General features: G+C 43.1%; 11 protein-coding genes and 3 tRNA genes. 12 read left to right on the top strand and 2 right to left on the bottom strand.

Going from position 1 to position 22,135, the window contains the following annotated elements; genetic code table 11:
- The first annotated feature begins 139 nt into the window (after positions 1–139).
- The 4 genes from LG34_RS13115 to pyk all read left to right on the top strand — a co-directional run bounded on the left by LG34_RS13115 (position 140) and on the right by pyk (position 6,086).
- Complete coding sequence (locus tag LG34_RS13115) at positions 140–1,216, top strand: LacI family DNA-binding transcriptional regulator (protein WP_109216461.1); 1,077 nt, start codon at positions 140–142, stop codon at positions 1,214–1,216.
- A gap of 171 nt (positions 1,217–1,387) precedes the next feature.
- Complete coding sequence (locus LG34_RS13110) at positions 1,388–3,106, top strand: S1C family serine protease (RefSeq protein WP_158582203.1); 1,719 nt, start codon at positions 1,388–1,390, stop codon at positions 3,104–3,106.
- Between the two features lie 180 nt (positions 3,107–3,286).
- Positions 3,287–4,219 carry a carbamate kinase gene (arcC, locus tag LG34_RS13105; protein WP_109216459.1) on the top strand — a complete coding sequence of 311 codons (933 nt, stop codon included), beginning with the start codon at positions 3,287–3,289 and terminating at the stop codon, positions 4,217–4,219.
- 115 nt (positions 4,220–4,334) lie between these two features.
- The gene (pyk, locus tag LG34_RS13100; protein WP_109216463.1) at positions 4,335–6,086 is read left to right on the top strand and encodes a pyruvate kinase; all 1,752 of its coding nucleotides are present in this window, start codon (positions 4,335–4,337) and stop codon (positions 6,084–6,086) included.
- A 343-nt stretch (positions 6,087–6,429) separates the two neighbouring features.
- On the opposite strand, the gene LG34_RS13095 is transcribed toward pyk, so the two are convergent.
- Positions 6,430–7,539 carry a phosphotransferase enzyme family protein gene (locus tag LG34_RS13095; RefSeq protein ID WP_109216458.1) on the bottom strand — a complete coding sequence of 370 codons (1,110 nt, stop codon included), beginning with the start codon at positions 7,537–7,539 and terminating at the stop codon, positions 6,430–6,432.
- Between the two features lie 108 nt (positions 7,540–7,647).
- Positions 7,648–8,568, bottom strand: a complete 921-nt coding sequence (locus LG34_RS13090) for a nucleotidyltransferase family protein (RefSeq protein WP_109216457.1) — start codon at positions 8,566–8,568, stop codon at positions 7,648–7,650.
- 272 nt (positions 8,569–8,840) lie between these two features.
- Here LG34_RS13090 and nagA point away from each other — a divergent pair, with 272 nt between their 5' ends.
- From nagA to LG34_RS13050, 8 genes are all read left to right on the top strand, one after another.
- A complete protein-coding gene (nagA, locus tag LG34_RS13085) occupies positions 8,841–9,998 on the top strand; it encodes an N-acetylglucosamine-6-phosphate deacetylase (RefSeq protein WP_109216456.1) in 1,158 nt (385 codons plus the stop codon).
- Between the two features lie 56 nt (positions 9,999–10,054).
- A complete protein-coding gene (gene nagB / locus LG34_RS13080) occupies positions 10,055–10,786 on the top strand; it encodes a glucosamine-6-phosphate deaminase (protein ID WP_109216455.1) in 732 nt (243 codons plus the stop codon).
- Between the two features lie 60 nt (positions 10,787–10,846).
- Positions 10,847–10,928 (top strand) — tRNA-Tyr (locus LG34_RS13075).
- A 409-nt stretch (positions 10,929–11,337) separates the two neighbouring features.
- Entirely contained in the window at positions 11,338–18,582 is a 7,245-nt protein-coding gene (locus LG34_RS13070) for a YDG domain-containing protein (RefSeq protein ID WP_109216454.1), read from the top strand.
- A 114-nt stretch (positions 18,583–18,696) separates the two neighbouring features.
- Entirely contained in the window at positions 18,697–19,137 is a 441-nt protein-coding gene (locus LG34_RS13065) for an MOSC domain-containing protein (RefSeq protein ID WP_109216453.1), read from the top strand.
- A 341-nt stretch (positions 19,138–19,478) separates the two neighbouring features.
- On the top strand, positions 19,479–21,569 hold the full coding sequence (ppk1, locus tag LG34_RS13060; RefSeq protein WP_330427480.1) for a polyphosphate kinase 1: 2,091 nt from the start codon (positions 19,479–19,481) through the stop codon (positions 21,567–21,569).
- Between the two features lie 195 nt (positions 21,570–21,764).
- Positions 21,765–21,837: transfer RNA gene (locus tag LG34_RS13055), tRNA-Phe, on the top strand.
- 88 nt (positions 21,838–21,925) lie between these two features.
- Positions 21,926–21,996, top strand: a tRNA-Gly gene (locus LG34_RS13050).
- Positions 21,997–22,135 lie beyond the last annotated feature (139 nt).

Raw genomic sequence — 22,135 nt, 5'->3', positions numbered from 1 at the left:
TGCATGACGCGCACCTCGCAACAAGAATGCCGGAGCATTCTTGAATATACTTGGTAAAAATAAGTTGTTGTAGTAAAATCCAAAGATACAGAAGGAATCATATCATGTATATTGGAACGAATAATGAGGAATAAATGATATGTCAATCAAAGAAATTGCAAAACGGGCAAATGTTTCTCCGGCGACGGTATCCCGTGTCTTGAACAATCCGGATTATAACTGTTCTTCCCCGGAAGTGCGTGAGCGCATACGAAAAGCTGCCATGGAGCTGAATTATGTGCCGAACGAGGCAGCCCGTCGTTTGAAACAGGGAAAAAATGAAAAGACAGAGAAAACATATTACATTAATGTACTGATCACACGTACCGATGGTGCAAACGTGGATCCGTTTTTTGATGCACTGCTGCGTGTGATTGAGACAGAAATCCGCAGAAGTAACTGCATTTTGTCAAATATCTGGTATCGTTCCATTTTCTCTGATGACAAGCGTTGTGCACGGGAGAGCATCAAAACAATTGTGGAACAGATGCAGCAAGAGGCGGTACAAAAAGCAGACGGTCTGATTGTGATTGGAAAATGCAATAAAGAAGCTCTGCTGGAGATGAAGCAGCACTATCACAGTGTTGTGTGCGTGAATCGCAATGCTACAAGCGGGATTACGGATGAGGTGGTCTGTGATGGGCGCAAAATCGCGCAGATGGCAGTGGAATATCTGATCGGTCTGGGACATCAGAAAATCGGGTATGTGGGCGCCTGTGGAACCAATGCACGTTATCAGGGATATTTACAGACATTGCGGGAGCATGACATTGAAGTAGAACCGGAATTTATCATGAAGACAAGACAGACAGAAGTGGAAGGCTTCAAAATGATGGAGCGTCTGCTGGAGTCAGAGGAACGTCCAACTGCTATTTACTGTGCCAATGATATTTCCGCGGTGGGTATGCTAAAATGCATGGCAAATAATAAAAAGTGCGGATATACGCCATCCATTATCGGAAATGACGATATTGAGGCGGCGCAGGATACAAAGCCGATGCTGACAACCGTGCGTCTGCCAAGAGATGAGATGGGAAAATTTGCCATGTACCTGTTGTTAGATCATTTGCGGGGAGGGCATCGTTCCGCGGTGAAAATGGAACTGGAAGGACAGCTTCTGATTCGAAACAGCTGTATCCGGGTGAACGACAGCAGTTGGAGTGACTACTGCATTTAGCCCACAGTTAATCTGTGTAGAATTTTTCTATTCTATATACGAGCATGTTTAGGTAAACAGGAGTATTGGCACGAAAGAACGTGGATTTCACAATTCTTTCACAATATCAACAAAATTTTACTACAATTATCAGATATGATATACTCATCAAAGATGAGGAGGCAGAAAGAAATGCTTGAGAATGAAGAAAATAAAATGAACACAGAAAATAATGAATCAGAAGTAAAAAATGATAGTAATATAGAAAATACAGAAAGTAAAAAAACAACAGAGGAGATGTTTGAGGAATCCGATTTCGTGACACCGCCACAGGAGAGCGAACCGGAGCGGTCAGCATCTTCTGCACAGGAGACTGTTACAGCAGAGACAGCAAAGGCAGAGAACAGTTCCTCCGCTGCTCAGGAAACAGGAGCAACAGAGAGCACTTCTGACAGTCATATCAAAGGAACAGAAGGTGCTTCCCAGTACCGTTATTCCTACATCCAGAATCATAAAAAACAGGATCAGGTGAATGGTGATCAGCATAACGATCATCAGGAGACATCAAAGCAGAAAAGAAAACACAAACGCAGCATGAACCTGTATGCAAAAGTAATCTGCTGTGCAATTCTGTTCGGTGCAATTTCCGGTGGTATGGTACTGGGATCTTTCATGATCGGAAAAAATGCAGTAAAGACAACTGCTTCTTCTACCACATTAGAAACGAACGCTGCAAAACTGAGCACAAGCTCCGGCAGCAAGAACGGTTCATCCAGTTCTTCTGGAGATACTTATACTGTAGCTCAGATTGCAGAACAGTGTAAATCTTCTGTTGTAGCAATTACCAACCAGAGTGTACAGGAAGTACAGACTATGTTTGGAACGATGCAGCAGCAGAGTACAGGAAGTGGTTCCGGTGTTATTATCGGAAAGAATGATACAGAACTTCTGATCGCGACAAACAATCATGTAGTATCCGGTGCGGAGTCTCTGACCGTATGCTTTAACGATGATAAAGACGCTGTATTTGATGCAAAAATTAAAGGAACAGACGCAGATAATGATCTGGCAGTCATTGCAATCAAGCTCTCTGATATCAGTGAGGATGTATTAAACAGCATTTCCGTCGCAACACTTGGTGATTCCACCCAGATGGAGGTCGGTGATCAGGTCGTTGCTATCGGTAACGCACTTGGTTTTGGTCAGTCCGTTACTTCCGGTGTTATCAGCGCATTAGACCGTGAGGTTACGATTGATGATACAACTGCAACACTGATGCAGACAGATGCAGCCATCAACCCAGGTAACAGTGGCGGAGCTCTGTTTAACATGAAAGGTGAGGTCATCGGTATCAACAGTGCAAAATATGCCAGCGATCAAGTAGAGGGCATGGGATTTGCAATTCCGATGGCAAAAGCACAGGGTATCATTGAAAACCTGATGAATCAGGAGACCAGAGATAAACTGACCAGTGATTATGGTTTCTTAAATATTACCGGACAGGATGTATCTTCCGATGTTGCTGAGATGTATGGCATTCCAGAGGGTGTTTATGTCAGCGGAACCACAGACGGTGGTGCAGCAGCCAATGCCGGTATCCAGAAAGGCGATATCATCACAAAACTGGGTAACACAACCATTACTTCTATTTCACAGTTAAAAGAAGAATTACAGTATTATAAAGCCGGAGAAACCGTTGAGATTACACTTCAGAGAAATACCGACAACAAGGGATATCAGGAGCAGACCGTAAAAGTTACACTGGATAACGCTTCTGAACAGTCCAATACAACAAGCCAGAGCGACAGCAGTCAGTCCCAGTCCGGTACACAGACCGTTCCGGGTTATGGCAGTGACGGCAGCAGCAACGGAAACAGCAGTATCGAGGACTTCTTTAACAGCATGAGATAAAATTGTAAGAGAAAGACGATGATTCAGACACAGTTCTGAATGATTGGGAAATTCTGTAGAACAGAACGCATTGTGGGTGTAGAATCCCCCAATGCGTTTTTTCATTTTTGCTTTACGCTGTCTTTATCTTGTGATAAAATGAACAAAACGGACTTTTACAAAGTATTGGAGGCAGTTGAGATGAAGAAAAAAAGAATTGCAATTGCACTTGGACATGACGCACTGGGAACAACGCTTCCGGAGCAGAAAGAAGCAACCCGCCGCGCAGCAAAGGCGATTGCCGATCTGATACAGGACGATTGTCAGGTAGTAATTACACACAGTAACGGACCACAGGTTGGAATGATCCATACCGCGATGTCTGAGTTCCACAGACTTTATACAGACTATACCGCGACACCAATGTCTGTATGCTCAGCCATGAGTCAGGGATATATCGGATACGATCTGCAGAATGCAATCCGCACAGAATTAATGAACCGCGGCGTATATCGTACCGTTTCCACACTTCTGACACAGGTAGTGGTAGATCCTTACGATGAAGCTTTTTACAAACCGAGCAAGATCATCGGTCGTGTCATGACAGAGGAAGAAGCAGAGGAAGAAGAGAAGAAAGGTAACCATGTCGTTAAAACTGAGGACGGTTACCGCAGAATCGTTGCTGCACCGAATCCAATGCAGATTGTAGAGCTTGATGCTGTCAATGCTTTGATGGATGCTGATCAGGTAGTCATTGCTGCCGGCGGTGGCGGAATCCCGGTACTGGAGCAGGGCACAACCTTAAAAGGTGCCAGCGCAGTCATTGAGAAAGATCTGATCGCAGGTCTTCTGGCAGATGGTGTAGAGGCAGACATGCTGATCATCCTGACCGGAGAAGAATGTGTATACAAAAACTATGGCACGGACAAGCAGGAGCCAATCCGTGAAATGACCTGTGCACAGGCACAGAAATATATGGCAGAGAGAGAATTTGGTGAGGGAACCATGCAGCCGAAGATTGAGACGGCACTCTTTTATATTGGCGATTATGCGACACGCCAGGTGCTGATTACGAAACTGGGGAGTATCGAAGCAGCCATGGCAGGTCAGACAGGCACAATTATAAAGAAATAAAAACGGGAAAAAGGGGATAATGCATGATAAAGAGTGTATTATCCCTTTTACAATTTGTATTATGCATGAAAAATCATTTGATTTTCAGAAGTTACAGGAAAGGAATCGTGTATTTATGAAAGAAATCCGTAAAACCAAAATTGTCTGCACACTTGGACCATCTACAGATAAAGGTGATGTACTTCGCCAGTTAATGCTGGAAGGAATGAACGTTGCGCGTTTCAATTTCTCCCATGGTTCTCATGAGGAACAGAAAGGTCGTTTGGAAAAATTGGTTGCATTGCGAAAGGAGTTAAATCTTCCGGTAGCAGCACTGTTAGACACCAAAGGACCAGAGATCCGTTTAAAAGAGCTGAAAGGTGGCAAAGCAGAACTGAAAGAAGGACAGCTTTTCACCCTGGCACTTGGTGATTTCGTGGGCGATGCAAGCCGCGTTGCCATTACTTACGAAGATCTGCATAATGATGTGCACGTTGGCGATCGTATTCTGATTGATGACGGTCTGATCGAGATGAAAGTCATTCGTCTGGATGGAACCGATATTGTGTGTGAAGTTGTAAATGGTGGTATGATTTCCAATAAAAAAGGTGTCAATGTACCGAATGTAGAGCTGTCCATGCCGTTTATCAGTGAGACAGATTATAACGATATCGTGTTTGGTATTGAAAATGGCTTTGATTTTATCGCAGCTTCCTTTACAAGAACCGCAGATGATATTCTCCAGATCCGTAAAATTCTGGATGAGCATGACTGCAAGAGCATCAATATCATTGCAAAAATTGAGAACAAACAGGGTGTGGATAACATTGATGAGATCATCCGCGTATCCGACGGTATCATGGTAGCCCGTGGTGACATGGGTGTTGAGATTCCGATGGAGGATGTTCCGGTTATTCAGAAAATCCTGATCGAGAAAGTATACAAAGCAGGAAAACAGGTTATCACAGCAACACAGATGCTGGATTCCATGATGAAACATCCGCGCCCAACCCGTGCAGAGGCTACAGACGTTGCAAATGCTGTTTATGACGGAACCAGTGCGATCATGCTTTCCGGTGAGACCGCTGCCGGCGATTATCCGGTAGAAGCATTACAGACTATGGTAAAAATCGCATCCCGTACCGAGCAGGATATCAACTATATGTCCCGCCTGAAAAAACGTGGCATTCTGACCAATCCGGATATTACAAATGCGATCGCACATGCAACCTGCACTACAGCGATGGATCTGAATGCATCTGCGATCATTACCGTATCCAATTCCGGACGTACGGCACGTATGGTATCCAAATACCGCCCGGCTTGCCCAATCATTGGATGCTCCGTAAACGAAGACGTATGCAGAAAACTGAATATGTCCTGGGGTGTGACTCCATTATTGGTAGAATTAAAACATAATTCCGATGAATTATTTGACCATGCGGTAGATAAAGCAGAAGAAATGGGACTGATTGAGCAGGGCGAGATCGTTGTTCTGACAGCAGGTGTACCGCTTGGTATTTCCGGAACAACTAATATGATCAAAGTGCATGTGGCAGGTCATATTCTGATGCAGGGAAAAGGTCTGACAGATAAAAGTGCAGCTGCAAACCTCTGTGTTATCTCATCTCCGGAGGAATTAAAAGAGAAATTTAAAGAGGGTGACATCATTGTTGCCAGAGATACTTCCAATGAGATGATGGAACAGATCCGTCTGGCATCCGGTCTGATCATTGAAAATGATAGTGCGGATTGCCATGGGGCGATTGCTGGATTGAGCCTTGATCTTCCGGTATTGATCGGGGCAGAAAATGCAACACAGATTTTGAAATCCGGTGCGTTTGTGACATTGGATGGTAAAAAAGGAATCGTAAGCTGTAACAATTAGTTTCCTTTGTGGCTGAAATTTAGGGTAATGAAAGGGGTCTGGGTTTATTTTGTCTCCGCAGCTAACAATCGCTTGCTGAGAAAAAATAAACCCAGACCCCATTTACGATTGTGGCATAACCTTAAATTGGTTTCAACCAGGACACGGCAAAAACTAAGCAAAAAACTAATTTAAAATTTCACAGCGTAAATTGAGAACCCAGCCAATTTTTTCTTGGCGAGCGATTGTTAGCCGCAAAGAAAAAATTGGCTGGGTTCGTATTATAAAATGAAAAATTAAACATATTTGCGCACGACTAGCGATTGCGGAAGGAGTCTTTGATTTCGTTTTATATGTTTAAAATTTATTTAGAATACTTGGATACGATATTATTCATTTCTGACCAGCATGCCTCCATGTCGCGCACAAGTTTAAACTGTGTCCGTGCACGATCCAGATTCTGTCCCGGGCGATGAATCGCAAAATAATGATCGCCTTCCAGATAATCGGTCAGAAAGCGCATACCACATTCCAGTGTCATGAGTTTTGCGCCCCATGGCAGTGTCTCAATTTCCAACGGAGTCAGGGCATTTCCGGCAACTTCCAGAAATCCCTTTGTATATGCTTCAAATAATTCCAGTGAGAAATTTACCTTGCTAAGATCCGGTTCGTCTTCTGCACTGTGATTTGCACCAAAACGAATAGAATCGCCGTAATCGTTGGCTGCAAGTCCCGGCATAACGGTATCCAGATCGATGATACAAAGTGCATCATTCGTATCCGCATCCAGAAGGATGTTATTGAGCTTGGTATCGTTGTGGGTAACGCGCAGTGGCAGTTTTCCGGCAGCAAGCAGATCGGTCATATAGGAGCAGTCTGCTTCGTGATCCAGTACAAATGCAATATCATCAGAAATATCAGCTGCACGGTGCAGCACATCTGCTTTCAATGCTTCCTTGAATTTGCGCAGACGATCCGGTGTATTATGAAAATTCGGAATTGTCTCATGCAGGCTGGAGGCATCGTAGTCTGCCAGATTTTTCTGGAACTGACCAAATGCACGGGCAGAAGTATAGAAATCTTCGGTATTTCTACACTGTTGCAGACAGATTGTATTTTCTACAAAATTGTATACACGCCATGCACCACCGGTGGAATCAGTATAATAAGAACTGCCGGTTTTGGTCGGAACGATGGACATTGTCTCACGGGAGACATCACCGCCGCGTTTGCTGATCAGATCTCTCAGATAAGAAGTAACGCCACAGATGTTTTCCATCAGTGATTTCGGATCTGTAAAAATGTCCGTGTTGATCCGTTGCAGGATATATCTGGTCACGGTTTTTCCATTGACAGTAACTAAATATGTATTATTGATATGACCTTCGCCATATGAATTATAGGATAAAGTACCTTCCCCCCAAGCGTAGGCAGAAAGGACTTCCTGAAAAATTTCAGGTGAAATAGTTGCCATAATTGTTTCTCCTTTATATGAATTTAACGGATAAGATGCAGCCAGAACAAACAGTATTTTATCCGACAGCAATCTTTCAGATTAAATATGCAGATGAAAGAAAAGTGCTTAGTTCCATAATGGTGATGGATATAAGCCTTCCTCTGCTTTCTGAGCCAGAGCTTTTACAATTCCAGGTTTGTCTTCACGATAAGTTACACCATACCATTTGTCCGGGCTTTTCAGAACTTTGACAGTTGCTTTGCCTTCATCCAGAAGCTGACTGACAACAGATGGAAGGAAGTACTCACCTTTTAATGGATTGGAAACCATTGCGTCATCTAAAAATGCAGGGAAGCGCAGTTTTGCCTCTTTGATAAAGCTCTCACTGAATCCCCATAAGTTCATGGAAACGGTGGTATCGCCGTCGATATCATGCCAGGTTTCCCCTTTGTCCTCTGTGAAACGAATGCCATTTTCGTACTGTTCGATCTGTGTGTGCTCTACAACACTGACCAGATTGGAATCAGCATCTGTAGTGCAGACACCGCGGGCAACAGAACCATTTTCGGTAACGGTATTTTTTAACTGGTAGCCTACCATGCAGTAACGATATTTGTCATCATCAGCATGTGTGGATAAGTAATCATAGATGATCTGGAAACAGGTTGTTCCATAGTAATCGTCTGCGTTGATAACTGCAAATGGAGCATCGATCAGATCACGGGCTGCAAGAATTGCATGGCAGGTTCCCCACGGTTTTTCACGTCCTTCCGGAACAGTATAGCCCTCCGGCAGATCATCCAGATCCTGGTATGCATAAGCAACTTCCATATATTTGGAAACATGATTTCCAATAGTCTCTTTAAATGGGTCTTCTATAGAATGCTTGATGATGAAAATAACTTTTTCAAAACCGGCACGACGTGCATCGTAGAGAGAATAGTCCATAATGACTTCACCATGGCTTCCGACAGGATCCATCTGTTTTAATCCACCATAGCGGCTTCCCATTCCGGCTGCCATTACAACTAATACAGGCTTTTTCATCTTAATCTCCTCCTTATATAAAAACAAAAAATATAAATATAGTTTACATCTTATTTATTATACGGTTTCAGGATGAGAAAAGCAACGGTAAATACGGAAGAAATGAAAGTGAAATGTGGTTAAATCAGAAGAAAAAAAGGCTTGTATTTGGCTGCAAAAAGAGGGAAAATATTCATGTCGGGATAAAATAGAAATCAGCCGATGATGAAGAAATAGTGGATGAAATTGGAATAAATTGAGATAGAGAATGATGGCACAGGAGATGATTGTTTATGAAACTTATAAATGGAAGTGTATTTCTGCCGGATGGCAAATTTTCCAATGCAGATGTGGTCTGTTCAGAAAAGATTCTGGATGTGACAGAGAGAGCAGGTTGTGATATAAGAACTGATATCCAACAGGAAAATGGTGCAGATACAGACTGTGGATCAGTTTTGGATGTTTCTGGAAAATATGTGATTCCGGGACTGGTGGATATTCATTCCCATGGTGCAGTAAATGCCGATGCCAGTGACGGAGACGCAGAAGGATTACGGAAAATGTCCCGTTACTATGCGCAGAAAGGTGTGACAAGCTGGTGCCCGACAACGATGACACTGTCGGAGGAGCAGCTGTTGACCGCAATGCATGCCATCCGGGATTTTACATCAGATGGGGCAAACTGTGTGGGTGTGCACTTGGAAGGACCTTTTGTTTCTTATGAAAAAAGAGGTGCACAGAATGCAGCTTATTTGCAGAAACCGAACATAGAAGAACTGAAAAAATTAAATGATGCCAGTGACGGACAGGTGCGGATGATCACGATTGCACCGGAGGAAGATGAAAACAATGCATTTATCCGGGAAGCAAGTCAGATCTGCACGGTGTCTCTGGGACATTCTGTGGCAGATTATGAACAGGCAAAGGCGGCATTTGAGGCGGGAGCGACACATGTAACCCATATGTTTAATGGCATGAATGGTCTGCATCACCGCAAGCCGGGCATTATCGGAGCCGCTTTTGATGCAGGTGCAACGGTGGAGCTGATCTGTGACGGTTTTCACATTGATCCGTCGGTGATTCGCATGACAGCAGCATTATTTGGCGATAAGCTGAATCTGATCTCTGATTCCATGCGCTGCGCAGGAATGCCGGAGGGTGAATATTCTTTAGGTGGACAGCCAGTGTGGATGAAAGCTGGAAAAGCGACATTGGCAGATGGAACGCTGGCAGGTTCTTCCATTCATCTGATGGATGCGGTGAGAAATGTGGTTCGTTTTGGAGTTCCGCTGGAGCAGGCGATTCGGGCAGCGACACTGACACCGGCAGAATCCATCGGACTGGCACAGGAGATCGGATGTATCCGACGGGGAGCCAGAGCGGATCTGCTGATTCTGGATAAAGAGCTGAATCTGGAAAACGTAATCATTGGCGGACAGATCTGGCAGTAACAGCTAAAACAAAAAGATAGTGTCAAATGACCTAACAAAAAGAGGAGGGTATTACAATGAAAATAATCAGAGCAAAAGACTATGATCAGATGAGCAGAAAGGCAGCAAATATTATTTCAGCACAGGTAATTATGAAACCGGATTGTGTACTTGGACTGGCAACCGGAAGCAGTCCACTTGGTATTTATCGCCAGCTCATTGATTGGTACAACAAAGGAGATGTAGATTTTTCGGAATGTTATTCTGTTAATCTGGATGAATATGTGGGACTGGATATTACCAGCGATCAGAGTTATGTGTACTTTATGCACCACAATTTCTTTGATTCCATCAATATCCGCGCGGATCATACGTTTATCCCGAATGGAAAAAATACAGACATTGCGGCAGAATGCGAGCGTTATGACAAACAGATCGCATCTTTAGGTGGTATTGATCTGCAGCTTCTTGGCATCGGACGCAACGGTCATATCGGATTTAATGAGCCGGATCGTGTATTTACAAAAGGAACACACTGTGTCAGTCTGGCAGAGTCAACCATCGAAGCAAATAAGCGTTTCTTTGACAGTATTGACGATGTACCGCGCCAGGCACTGACCATGGGAATCTGTGACATCATTCAGGCGAAAAAAGTTGTGCTGGTGGCATCCGGAGAGGACAAAGCGGATGCGGTTCAGAAAGCTTTCTTCGGACCGGTAACACCGGAAGTACCTGCATCGATCCTGCAGTTACATCCGAACTTCACACTGGTGGCAGATGAGGAAGCATTAAAAAAAGTACTTGCATGAGCGCAAAGAACGTGATATAGTAAACAGCGGAATGAGCACTGATTGTTCGTTTCGCTAAATGGGTGGATTCCCGAGTGGCCAAAGGGGACAGACTGTAAATCTGCTGGCGATGCCTTCGAAGGTTCGAATCCTTCTCCGCCCATTACCTAAGGACTTCTTAATGGAGTCCTTTTTTCGTGCAAAGATATAAAGCAGAGAAATCTTCGGTGAGAAACCAAAACGGTTCGAATCCTTCTCCGCCCATTACCTGAGGACTTCTTAATGAAGTCCTTTTTTCGTGCAAAGATATAAAGCAGAGAAATCTTCGGTGAGAAACCAAAACGGTTCGAATCCTTCTCCGCCCATTACCTAAGGACTTCTTAGAAAAAAAGAAGTCCTTTTTTTGCGTCCTTTTTTGAAAAATACGGGGGCACTATGTCGTTCATGTCGAAATAATGTCATTTCATGTCAAAGCTGTGTTTTTTGAATTTTTTTGTTGTAAAATGAGGTCAGAATGTAATGCTTTTCGTAATGGTTTGGCAACATGAATACAACAGGAGGAGAAAGAGCATATGAAAAAGATTATGACAGCAAACAAAAAAGTGTTGAGCCTGATTCTTGCGTTGACGATGTGTGTGACGATGCTGATGCCGTTATCTGCGACAGCTGTGGCAGCAGATAATACATCAACCAGTAATGATACGTCAGCACAAAGTACAGCAGCAGTCAGCACAACGACAGCTGACAGAAAGGCAATCAACCTTGGATCAGATGTTATTCATGGCTATGACAGTACAAACAATAGCTATGACCATGTATATTATGGAGTCCGGGACGGCAAAGGGGTGAAATGGCGCGTTCTGGATGATGAAACGCTGGATGAAAAAGATGGATTTTTCTTACTGGCAGAAAACAGTATAGCAGTAATTCCGTTTATCAACTATTGTACGGTAGGATCGTTGAATAACAGAAAAAATAACTGCTGGGTTTATGCGAATACAAAACGCCACAATGAGTGGATGAATAGTAGTGCACGGGTATGGTGCCGTTCTTTTACAGAACAGATCACATCCGGTACGACACTGGGGTTCCCATCCGATCTTCATACGATTACGGCAAATTCTTATAACAGAAATAAGGCAGCCTACGATGCGAACTATAATACGTTTTCTGACCGGGAAAAAGCAACGATTCTGTCAACAACGAAGTCAGATAAGAATTACCTGCCCGCTGGACAGTCATGGTTTTTCCGTAGCATTAATCTAAGTGGTGAAAAAGTATTTTTCCTGTCTGCATCGGAAGCTACAGATGCAAAGTATGGTTTTGATCAGGATGCAAACCGGAAAGATGCGAAAAAGAGATGGATGACACGTTCCCCTGCTACACAGGATCTTGTTTATAGCAGTGATATGGGAAATTCCAATTTGGGATTCCATGGATTGAACGATTCGTCACTGGCTGTTATTTTCCAGGATGGATACATTTCTGACGGTCGTATCTATTCAGCAGTCCTTGACCGCTTAGGTCAGGAAAATCATGTTGTTGTGGAATATTATACAATGTATACCAATGATTTTGATGCGCGTCCGGCAATGAATATCAGCAAAGACAATATCTTGTTTACCTCTGTTGCAGATGGCAGTCTGGAAACAGGATTCAGCCCGATTGCAGATTACAGTGGCAGTGACTGGAAACTGACATTGAAAACAAATGATGCGTTTGATGCAGAACTGAGCAATACCAATCTTTCAGAGGATGGTATTATAGTTACACATCCGGCATTGAACAGTTTCAGTACTGCTTATAATAAAGTGACAGCGATGCTGACAAACAGCAATGGTGAAATTGTGGCTTATGGAGCATTGGATACGGCAGATACTTCTGCTACGACCAGCACACTTCCTTTTCCGGATGGCTTGAGAGAAGGAAAATATACATTGACACTCCAGGCAGAACAGTGGAATGGTGCAAACAAGACAAACTATGCTTCTGATTGTGTGACAAAAGAAATCAGTGTGGCAAAAGCACATAGTCATGATGGACATAAGTTTACCATGATTTCTTCGGAAGAAGAACTGGCAGCTATGACAGAGGACAGTTATGGCTTCCTGATCGCAGATGTGACTGTAGATCCGGACAAAGTTTATATCGGTCATCTGTGCCTGAATGGATTTGATGTAAAAGGAACGATGAAGGTACAGAATTTTGCATTGTATGATGACGATGCAGACAGTTTCGGTACATTGGAAAACGGACTGCATGTTGTGGATGGTACATTGACTCTGCATGGTGGCAACATAAACGGAGATGAGAATGGTTATGCTGTGACGGCGGAAGATCAAACAACGATCGCACTTCCTGGAGTTATGAACTTGAATGGAACAATGGCAGCTGTTTACCTGAAAGATGGCGCACAGATCAGTGCAAAGGGAATTGCCCGACCAACAAACCGCTATACGGTGAAACTGGAAAGTGAAACCGGAGTTTTCTGCACGGACTGGAATGAGGAACTGGATGCAAAACGTTATTTTTCCGGTGCAGATGGTACGCATGTTGTACAGAATGATGATACACTGACATTGGCAGAAAATGTACATAATACTTCTGCACATCCGGTATGTGGTGCCGTGTGCACAGATGAGGACAGCCATCCGGTTATCACAGAATGGACAAAATTTACCGGAAAAGAAACAGAGCTTACCAGTGGAAATTATTATCTGGATGATGATATTACACTGGATCATGCGATTGCGATCAGAGGCGATGTAAACCTCTGCCTGAATGGAAAAATGCTCCTTGTGGAAGAACAGCCGGGACAGTTTTATAAGGATGCGATGTATGTACATCGCGGGATGAGTTTGAATATCTGTGACTGCAGTCAGGACCAGACAGGAAAAATCTGTGGTGCGGAGAACGTTGGAAATGTTCGCTGTGTTGCAATTGGAAATAATGCGGAATGCAACCTGTATGGTGGAACTTTAAGTAACGCAAACTGGGTAGTAAACCCTGAGCAGGATGCTGTATTTCGTATGTACGGTGGAACAATCAGTGACGCTGATTTGGGTGTGTACAATTTTGGAAATATGTACATGTATGGTGGTACGATTAAAAGATGTAGAATCGGTATCTTAGGTTATGCACAAACAGAATTGTATCCAGATAGTTTGATTACAGATTGTACATATGGTACAGATTTGGGAGGATCAAACAGGAGTGCAAAACTGGGAGGTACGATCCGAAATTGTGATATTGGTTTTACCAGTGGTACTTTGCAGGAGACCGGTGTGGTAGAAAACTGTAGAATTGGTGGCGAACGTTATGTTGAGCTTCTTCCGGGCAGTATCATTCGTAACTGTACCGAATATGGTTTGTATGCAAGAGGAGCTGTCATGAGCGGTGGAACGATTACCGGCTGTGGTGTTGGTATCTATCTGGATCCTAACAAATACGGTGCCGAACAGTCATTACTTGTTTCAGGTTCTCCGGTGATTTCTGGAAATAAACAGGCAAACGTAGCTGTTTATTCTAAATTGAACAGCGAAGGTAAGTCAGAGAAAAATGTACAGGCAATCTATGTTGATGAGGACGGATTATCGGAGGCAGCAGAGATTCCGGTTCGTGTCATTACAAAAGATGGTGATTTTGATAGTTATGCTACAGATAGCTCAGCAGTATATACATTTTCCGGAAAATATCCTGCAAAGGATTACAGTAAATATTTCCAGAGTGATGTAGACAGCAGCATTGTTGTGTATGATAAGGAGACACAGCAGCTTGCAATTGCACCGTTAAATATCGGAACACCGGCGACAGATCGTGATCTGTGTCTGCTTCGTTACGATGCAAATGGTGGCAGTGGTTCCATGAATCTGGATCAGCTGGAAGACAGTCAGCTGATTGACGGTGAATGGTATGTTCATTTTAATACTGCAACCAATGGAGATGGACGTCTGCATGCAAATCAGTTTACTGCGCCGGAAGGAAAGAAATTTGTCGGATGGAATACAGAGGCGGACGGTAGTGGAATTACTTATACAGACCAGGCCGTATTCCGTATGATTTCTACCGCATCAGATGATGTAAATGGCAGCGATAAACAGATGGTACTGTATGCACAGTGGGAAGATCTTCCAAGAGTCACTGTTTCCTTGGATGCAAATGGTGGTGCAGTTGAACCGAATGATAAAACTGTGATTTATACAGGTACCTACGGTGAATTACCGGTTCCGACACGGGAAGGCTATGATTTCGAAGGTTGGTTTACACAGAAAGAGGATGGCGAAAAAGTCGAAGATACAACCGTAGTTGCTACAACAGAAGAACATACACTTTATGCACATTGGACGATTCAGGTATACGATGTGACATTATCTTCCGGTGCGGGTTATACTGCAACAGGTGCTACATCGGCAGAATATAGCAGCAATTATGAGTTTGAAGTTCAGATTGCAAAAGGATATTCCAGAACACAGAATTACAGGGTGCTTGTCAATGGCAGTGAAGTGACAGCAGCATCCAGTAAAGATGATTGTGATAAGTTCCAGATTCAGAATGTAAAAGGTGCCATGAGTATCGTGGTAGAAGGCGTGGCAGATATTACCCCGCCGGAAGCAGAACTTACAATTGGAATCAGCAAATATAACGCTTTTATGAATCGTGTAACGTTTGGTTTGTTCTTTAAAAAGACACAGACTGTTCATGTGACGGCAAGTGATCTGGGCAGCGGTCTGAAGTCTGTGGAATACCTTTTAGCTGACCAGGCATTTGAGGAGAAAGATGCAGTCAGTGGTGATTGGTCAAAACTGAATGTTCAGAACGGAAATACAAGTTTTAACATCGATGCAAATAAGAAAGCATTTGTTTATGTTCGGGTGAGTGACGAGAGTGGCAATGTACAGATCATTAATTCTGACGGTGTGGTTGTATATACGGATGCAGAAGCAATCACAGAGGCGATGAATTTTACAAGACTGAGTCAGGATGATGTACAGTTTGCGGTTCAGTTGAATGGCAATGAGGTAAAAAATCTGTATCTTGGAGATCAGTTGATCGACAGTCAGTATTATTCTGTATCAAAAGATGGTGAGATTACACTGAAAAACAGCTATTTGTCCGGACTGGCAGCAGGTGAATACACCGTTCGTGTGACTTATGATCCGTTGGGAGAAACTTATACAGCGGGTAATGAACCGGCAATGACATCTGCAAAATTAGTAGTTGCAAAAGCAGAACGGACGATTGATTATAAAGCTGTTGATACAACTTATAACGGAAAAACGTATGCAGGTCTGACTTATGAGAACAGACCGCAGGCAACTGTGATCGAATACAAGGTGAAAGGTGCAGCAGACGATACTTATACGAAAGATGTACCGATGAATGCAGGTTCCTATACGGTGCGCATTTCCACACCTGAGGATGCAGATTATAATGCAAAACAGGTGAGCGGTGCCTTTACGATCAAACCGAAACAGGTAACGATTAACGGAACCACTGTTGAGACAACAAAAGTTTATGATGGAACAACGGAAGCGCGTCTTGTAGAAACAGGTACGTTATCAGACAATTATGATGGTAAAAATCTTGTGATTGTGGCAGGAAAGGCTTCTTATGAGAACAAAAACGTTGGTCCGGATAAGCAGGTAACGTTTACCGGATTTGCACTGGATGGTTCCGCGGCAGCAAACTATGTATTGAATGGTCAGCCGGAGAGTACCACGGCAGATATTACCGCAAAAGAGCTGACGATCACTGGACTGAAAGTAAAGGATAAACAGTACGATGGCAAAAAGAATGCTGAAATCGATGGAATGCCGGCATTGGCAGGTGTTGTAACTGGTGACAGTGTACAGCTTGTAAATGGTATCCCAACTTTTGACAGTGAGAAAGCGGGCAAAGATATCGCAATTCATTTTACAGACTTTGTTCTATTTGGAGATGATGAGGTAGTCGCTAATTACAGACTGACGCAGCCGTCCGGTATGACAGCATCCATTCTGGAGTATGTGAGTGATGGCAGTGAATACAGTGTAAATTCCAATGACTGGATCAATACAGAGTTTGTTGTGACAGCAAAAGAAGGTTATGCACTGAGCCGTACAGATCTGGCAGATGGCGAATGGACCGATCAGTTAAGCGAACAGGAAGAGACCAAAAATGGAACCATTACTTTCTATGTAAAAAATACAGTGACAGGTGTGATCTCTACAGCTGTAACAGAAAATTATAAAATTGATAAAACCATTCCGGTAGGTGAGGCAAAATTGAATGGACGAAATGCGTTCCAGACGATCTTAAGCAAAATTACCTTTGGTTTATTCTTTAATGAAGATGTAACAGTAGAATTGAGTGCCAGCGATGATGCTTCCGGTATAAAATCTGTTATGTATTACAAAGCAGATCATCAGCTTACAGAGGAAGAAGTTCAGGCAATTGCTGACTGGACGGAATACAGTGAACTGAAGATGGAAGCAAAGGATATGGAACAGTTTATCATCTATGTTCGTATGGAAGACAATGCTGGTAATGTATCCTATATCGGTTCCGATGGTGCGATCTTTGATACAACAGCACCTGAGATTACTGGTGTGGAGAATGGAAAAACATACTATGTGACAAAGAAATTTACGATAAGTGATCAGAATCTTGCATCAATTACTGTAAATGGTGAAACTGTGGACGGAACTGTTACATTAGAGGGTGATACAGAGACTACTTATGTGATCTGCGCAACAGATAAAGCCGGAAATGTAACAGAGTATACAATCGTGATGAAACCGATTTCTTCTATTACAGATACAATTACAGAGATCACAGTGGATAATGCAAAGTCCAGTGATACAGAAGTGATTAGAGATGTGAGAGATCAGCTTCGTGATGTTACAGAAGCATTTGATGAGGAGGAATCTACGGAGGCAGAGTGGGATAAATTACAGGATGCTCTGACAAACTGTGAGGAATTGGAAAATCGAATTGCAGCGGCAAAAGATGCGTCAGAAAAATCTGAAATTACAGAGGTAAAAGAGATTACCGATGAGACTGTAAAAGTGGAAGATGAAGATGCACTGAAAGATGCAGAAAAAGCATTAGAGGAAGCGTTAAAAGATTATGATGGCAATTATACAGAGAGCGAGCGCGAGGAACTTGAGAAACAGCTTGAGAACGTAAAGGATGCGCTGACTGCAATTGACAATGCAAAGAAAGCTACAGAAGAGATCGAACAGCTTCCAAATGTGGATGATCTGAAACACAGTGACAAGGAAAGCGTAGACCGTGTGAAAGAGATTTACGACAATCTGACTGAAAATGAAAAGTCTATGCTGGAGGAAGATACACGCAGTAAGATGAACAGTCTTGTAAAACAGATGGAAGAACTTGAGAAAATTTCCTATGCACCGTCTATTATTGAAGGCGCAGGACAGATCTGGAAAGCAGGATCTGATACAAATGCAAAATTCCGCAGCAATGCTGAATTTGAAGAATTTGTAAAAGTACTGGTGGATGGTAAAGTATTAGATGCCAGCAAGTATACTGTTTCGGCAGGAAGTACCGTTGTGGAACTGAAGGCAGATTATCTGAATACTCTCTCCGCAGGAGAGCATACCCTCAGTATCGTATCCGAAAATGGAACGGCGTCGACGATGTTTACTATTGAGAAGAAAGCTGCGTTGGATAATGCGAAAAATACATCTGTAAACAGTCCGAAGACCGGTGACAGCAATGGCTTTATCTGGTGGTTTGTGGTACTCTTTGCGGGTGTTGGCATGATGATCATCACACTGGCAGTACATGAAAAAAAGAAAAGATCTATGAAATAAAGTGAATTGTTAAAACGAGGCAGTGGAACAGTCGATTTATCCGACTGTTCCACTTTTTTTTCTGCGAAAAAGATGATAGAATAGAATTTATCAAAAGGGATAGGAGTATCAGCAATGGGAATTATTAAAGGGATATGTATCAGTGAAAAAAGAGGAACACAAAAGCATGAAGTTTCTGAGGCAAAGCTGATTGCCGACTGGGGCATCGAAAATGATGCACATGCCGGACACTGGCATCGTCAGGTGAGCCTGCTTTCACTGGAAAAAATAGAGGCATTCCGTGCCAGAGGCGTGGAGGTGGAGTTTGGAGCATTCGGAGAGAATCTGATCGTGGATGGTTATGATTTCCGCAATCTTCCGGTAGGAACCAGATTCCGCTGCAATGACGTTCTGCTGGAGATGACGCAGATCGGAAAGGAATGTCACAGCCACTGTGAGATCTACAAAGTAGTAGGAGACTGTATCATGCCGCGGGAAGGCGTGTTTGCAAAAGTATTACAGGGCGGAACCATCAAAGTTGGGGATGAACTGGTGATGGAAGAAACTGGAGAGTAAAGCGTATCACAGAAATTGTTATCTGTATGCACAAGGCAGTTGTGATATGGGAATTTTACGTCGATTTTACATGAAATTTATACGCTGATGATAGTGGCAGAGTCCAAAAAGAAATAGTATAAAAGATACGCAGGGATTTTGCAGAGCATAAGTGGAAGCACAAGAGGATAAAATAAGATATGAGTAGAATTTCAAATATAATACGGGGGTTATTTGGAAGAAAGCCCGTACATCAACAGAATAAGAGCACTGCCTCACAGATGGGACGTGCAACCGCACCGAAATCTGAAAAAATGATTCAAAAGATGCCTGTGAAAACAATGAGAAAAGAGGAATCAGCTATGAAGACACAGGACACGCAAGTACAGGTAACAGAAGCACAGACAATGAGGAGTGGGGAACATATGGTACATTCATGTTATGACAACCGAGAGTTATCCTGGTTAAAATTTAATACCAGAGTATTGGAGGAAGCAGAAGATCTGGCGAACCCGTTTTGTGAGCGGTTATCGTTTGCATCGATTTTTCAGAGCAATCTGGACGAATTTTTCATGGTTCGTGTCGGTTCTCTGTATGATCAGATGCTGGTGTCAAAGGACATTCGGGACAATAAGACAAATATGACCTGTCAGGAGCAGCTGAATGCGATCTTTGAACAGATAAAACTGCTGACACAGCGTAAGGATGCAGCCTATGCGAATCTGAAAGAAGGTCTGGAGACTTATGGCGTAGAGATCTGCAGTTATGCAGAACTGGAAAAACAGGATGTGGAATTTCTGGATGCTTATTTTGAGCATGAAGTGCGTCCGTTATTATCTCCGCAGATCATCGGAAAGAAACAGCCGTTTCCGTTTTTGAAAAGTAAAGATATTTATGCAGTCGTTGTATTAGAGAAAAAGAAACGGGACAAGCTTGGAATCGTTCCATGTAATGTAGACGTATTTCCACGCCTGATCCGGATTCCGGGACATGAGAACCGTTTTATGCTGCGGGAAGAAGTGATCCTTCATTACATGCCGCTTATTTTTGACCGGTATCATATCAAAAGTAAATCACTGATCCGTATTATCCGAAACGCAGACATCGATCCGGATGAGGAAATGTACGATGATGATACCGATTTCCGTCAGGTTATGGAGCAGCTGGTCAGCCGTAGGCGTAAATTATGTCCGATCAAACTGGAGTATACCCGTCTGATGGATGAGTCTGTGCTGGATACGTTGTGTGGTTATCTGGATCTGAAGAAAAAACATATCTTCCATTCGGAGGCACCGTTGGATCTGTCTTTCTTCTCCAAGATCCGCGATCTTCTGAGAAACAAAAAAGAGCTGTTTTATCCGAAATATACACCACAGCTCCCGGCAGATATCAATATGTCTGAGAGTATTATGAAGCAGATTGAGGAAAAAGACCGTTTCCTGTTTTTTCCATACGACAGTATACAGCCGTTTTTGCGTATGCTGAATGAGGCAGCGGAAGATCCGGAAGTTGTTTCTATTAAAATGACGCTGTATCGTGTGGCAAATGACAGTAAGGTCGTTGAGGCGCTGATCAATGCGGCAGAAAATGGCAAGGAAGTAGTTGCTTTGGTCGAGTTGCGTGCACGATTTGATGAAGAAAATAACATTGAGTGGTCCAGACGCCTGGAAGATGCAGGATGCCGGATTTTATACGGATTGGATAAGCTGAAAGTTCATTCGAAATTATGTCTGATCACGAAAAAGACTGAGGGACATATTTCCTATATCACACAGATCGGAACCGGAAACTATAACGAGAAGACCGCAAAATTGTATACGGATTTCTCTTTGATGACAGCACACCAGGGAATTGGTGAGGAATCGAACGAAGTGTTCCGGAAATTGTGTCTTGGTCAGGTGATGAAAGAGACAAAATATCTGATGGTAGCACCGAAGTGCCTGCGTAACAAGATCCTTGATAAGATGGATATCCAGATTGCCCGGGCAAAACGCGGAGAGGCGGCTTACATCGGTGCCAAGATGAATTCTCTGACAGATAAACGTATTATTGAAAAATTAATGGAAGCATCTCAGGCGGGTGTGGATGTTGAACTGGTGGTACGTGGAAGCTGCTGCCTGATCGCAGGTGTTCCGGGTGTTACAGACAATATCACGGTTCGGAGTATCGTAGGTCGTTACTTAGAGCATTCCAGAATTTATATCTTCGGAAATGATGATGTCTATATTGCTTCTGCAGATTTCATGACAAGAAATACGACACGTCGTGTTGAGGTAGCGACACCGATCTATGATGAAGATATCAAGAAACGTGTCCTGCATATTTTCAATGTGTTGATGTCTGATAATGTAAAAGCAAGAGTACAGATGGCAGATGGACAGTATGTACATGCTGTTCAGACCGGCGAACCGGTGAATGCACAGAAATGCTTTGAATCAGCGGAAAATCGCTAGAATAAGGTGGAATTGGTTAACGCAAAATCTATGATATAAATGGATTCCGGCAATACATGTGCAATGACACGAATAATTTTCTGTTTGCATATGTATTGGCAGGAATCTCATTGATAAGTGGTAGATTTTGTGAATATACGGGAGAACTATAGCTTGACAGAAATAAAAAAGTAAGATAGAATAAACAAGTCAATTGCCCAGTTAGCTCAGTTGGTAGAGCAGAGGACTGAAAATCCTCGTGTCTCTGGTTCGATTCCGGAACTGGGCATTGAAAAATAAAAAAGTTGTTGACATCGATATGTGATTGTGATAATATACTACCTGTCGATGAGATGACGCAACAAAATATTGTACATGCGGGTGTAGTTCAATGGTAGAACACCAGCCTTCCAAGCTGGATACGTGGGTTCGATTCCCATCACCCGCTTTTTTGTTACCCAAAAATAAATTCAGGGTGAACGTATGCGGGAATGGAAGTGTGGATTTCGTTTGTGTAAGCGGATGATTTTTGAGAAGAAGTTATATCAGATGGGAGATGACTCCCACCTCTATAGGTGGTGAGAAAC

The organism is Eubacterium ramulus, from assembly GCF_003122485.1.
GTDB lineage: Bacteria > Bacillota > Clostridia > Lachnospirales > Lachnospiraceae > Eubacterium_I > Eubacterium_I ramulus_A.
The sequence above is the reverse complement of the archived record's forward strand: the minus strand, read 5'-3'. Positions and strand labels throughout refer to the sequence as shown.